Origin of the sequence: Rhabdothermincola sediminis (genome assembly GCF_014805525.1) — a bacterium.
Taxonomy (GTDB): domain Bacteria; phylum Actinomycetota; class Acidimicrobiia; order Acidimicrobiales; family Acidimicrobilacustridaceae; genus Rhabdothermincola; species Rhabdothermincola sediminis.
Genome location: NZ_JACFSZ010000038.1, coordinates 1 through 2,554 on the forward strand (window position 1 = coordinate 1; position 2,554 = coordinate 2,554).

The 2,554-nt window shown below is 66.2% G+C and carries 2 protein-coding genes; both read right to left on the reverse strand.

What is annotated here, in order from left to right; genetic code table 11:
- Positions 1-551: 551 nt before the first annotated feature.
- On the reverse strand, positions 552-914 hold the full coding sequence (locus HZF19_RS16025; RefSeq protein ID WP_307781263.1) for a tyrosine-type recombinase/integrase: 363 nt from the start codon (positions 912-914) through the stop codon (positions 552-554).
- A gap of 6 nt (positions 915-920) precedes the next feature.
- Positions 921-2,225 carry an ISL3 family transposase gene (locus HZF19_RS16030; RefSeq protein ID WP_208029802.1) on the reverse strand — a complete coding sequence of 435 codons (1,305 nt, stop codon included), beginning with the start codon at positions 2,223-2,225 and terminating at the stop codon, positions 921-923.
- Positions 2,226-2,554 lie beyond the last annotated feature (329 nt).

The window sequence follows — 2,554 nt, forward strand, 5'->3', positions numbered from 1 at the left end:
TACGCCGCGTCGCGTACGGGTTCACCAACCACGCCAACTTCGAAGCCCGAGGCATCCTCGCCTGCCCCGCCATACGATCATCACCACCGAGACCAGCCACCCTCACCCCATGAAACCGCGCAGTCTCGAAGGATTCGCGTCTCGTCGCATGGACCAAAGGAACAGATGTTGGGAACCCTCAACGAGTCATATCGGTTCTTCATCCCCACCCCTTATTATCGAATCTTGGGTAGGGGCGGGGCCATATTGGGCCAGGTGCTCCTTCGCATCCTGTACCCCAACCGCCACCCAGCGATGTCCGCTGAGCCTCCGACCCGACACGATTTCCAGGCAATCGGACAAGCCTGCGCGCCTCTTGTGAGGGTTGCGTGGATTGTCGGAGTTCCCGATCCCACATAGCGGTGCCTCCCACCATTGGTGGGGTGCGACGCACAATGTAGGGCATATTGGCGGCGGTTCCAACAGTTGTATGCGATCCAATCTCAGTCGCCCTATTCACGTCAATGGGGATCGAGATAGGGTCTGTCACGCCTCTGATCGAGGGAATCATGCTACGAGGCCAACTTTCCGGCTAGTGCGCCGTCGATGCTCTCGGCGACTTCGACATCGGCCGTCTCCACGAAGTGCTGGTAGTGCAACGCAGCCCGCGACGACGCGTGACCCATCCGCCGCTGGGCGACCTTGGTCGGTGCTCCGAGGCTGGCCACGAGCACTCCACTGACATGCCTGGTGCGGTGGAAGGTGAAGTAGTCCACGTCGGTCATCTTGAACGCGGCCTTCCAGGTGCGGAGGAAGTTGCGGCGGGCCAGCCAGGCACCGCGCTCTCCCGTGAACACGAAATCGTCGGGATCGTCGCCGACGTAGGTCCCGAGGTGCTCGGCGAGCACGACGGCGACGGCGCGAGGCAGCGTGATCGGGCTCTACGCGATGAGGTGTGGTTGGCGGCCTCGGATTCTGCGGGTTGGGACGGTAGTCCATTGGATGCCGAGGCGGCCGATGAGTCGGCGGCGGTAGTTGGTGTGGTTGGTGAAGCCGTGGGCGTTGCGGCGGATCTTCTCGGCGAGCATGTGAGCGTTCTCGACGCGGCCGTTCGACGCTCGTCCGGTGCGGTGGTAGGAGAGGATCTCGTCGCGCCAGCGGTCGATGGTGCGGGCCAGGCGGACGAGCTCGGCTACGTCGGCGTCGGCGCAGTGCTGGAAGAACGCGGTGAGCCGGCGCTGGGCGTGGGCGTGGTCGACGGCGGCGTAGACCTCGCGCAGCAGTTCCTTGGCGAGTACTGCGGCGCCGACTTCGCCGTCGGGGTCGCCGGCGGCGAGCATGTCGAGCATCCAGGTGATGCGTTCCTCGGTGAGTCGTTCGAAGCCGGTGAGCAGCACCCGCCGGGCACGGTAGAGGGGGTCGCCCTTGCGGCCACGGTGCCCCAGTGTTGCGTGCTGCACCCGGCGGCGGACGTCGTCGATGGCGGTGTTGGCCAGCTTCACGGCGTGGAAGTGATCGACCACGAGGGTCGCGTTCGGGAGGTGCTCGACCAACGCGGCCCGGTACCCCGCGGCGGGGTCCAACGTCGCCAGGGTGATCCCCGCGCACCAGGTGTCGCCGCGGTCGGTGAGCCAGTCGCCCAGCACGTCTCGGGAGCGGCCCTCGAGGACGTCGAGGACCCGGTGGCGGTCCAGGTCCAGGACCTGGGTCGTGAACGTCGTGCGATGGTCGGCCGTGGCGTTCAAGAACCGCTTCTCGTCGACCCCGATCGAGGCCACGCCATCGAGCCGGCCCGGGTCCTTGATGACGGGGTCGGTGAACTCAGCCACCGCCCGGTTGGCGGTGTGCCAGCCCACCCCGAACTCGGCGGCAGCGGCCGCGATCGACATCCCCTCGACGTTGACCATCGCCGCCAGTCGCTGACGGGCCCGCTTCGTGATCGACACCCGAGCACTGATCTGGTCGACCTGCTCGGACCACGTGGTCACCGCGCACGCCGGTTCGGGGCACCGCCAACGCCGCCGAGCGAACACCAGCACCGTCGCCCGACCCGAGATCGGCAGATCCCGCACCACCGACCGCACCCGACCATGACCCACCGCTCTGGTCCCGCACGCCGAGCAGCCGACGAAGTCGGCGCTGGTCTCCACGTACAGCCACCACTCGCCCTCGACCAGCTCCTGGACACCGACAACGAACCCGGCCATCCCGACGAGCGCGGTCGCACCCTGACTACCTTGGATCACGGACAAGGGCCTCTCCTCTACAGACGTCAGACATCTGCAGAATGGCGAGGCCCTTGGCCGCGCACGTGGACCCCTATCAACCAGGCCGGGTCCTCACACCGCCCCACACCTCATCGCGAAGAGCCCGTGATCGTGCGGACCCCCTTCTCGGACTTCGGTGGACCGACTTCGCGACGAGAGCCGCTCTCCACCAATGTCTGCTTGAGGATCCCCCCTCTGACCGGTCACCTCGAATAGGAGGTAATCATGTCAGTGATGGAGGAGAAGTCGCCCCGAACGCGGCGCAGCTTCACCGACGAGTTCAAGCGTGACGCTGTGGCGATGGTGCT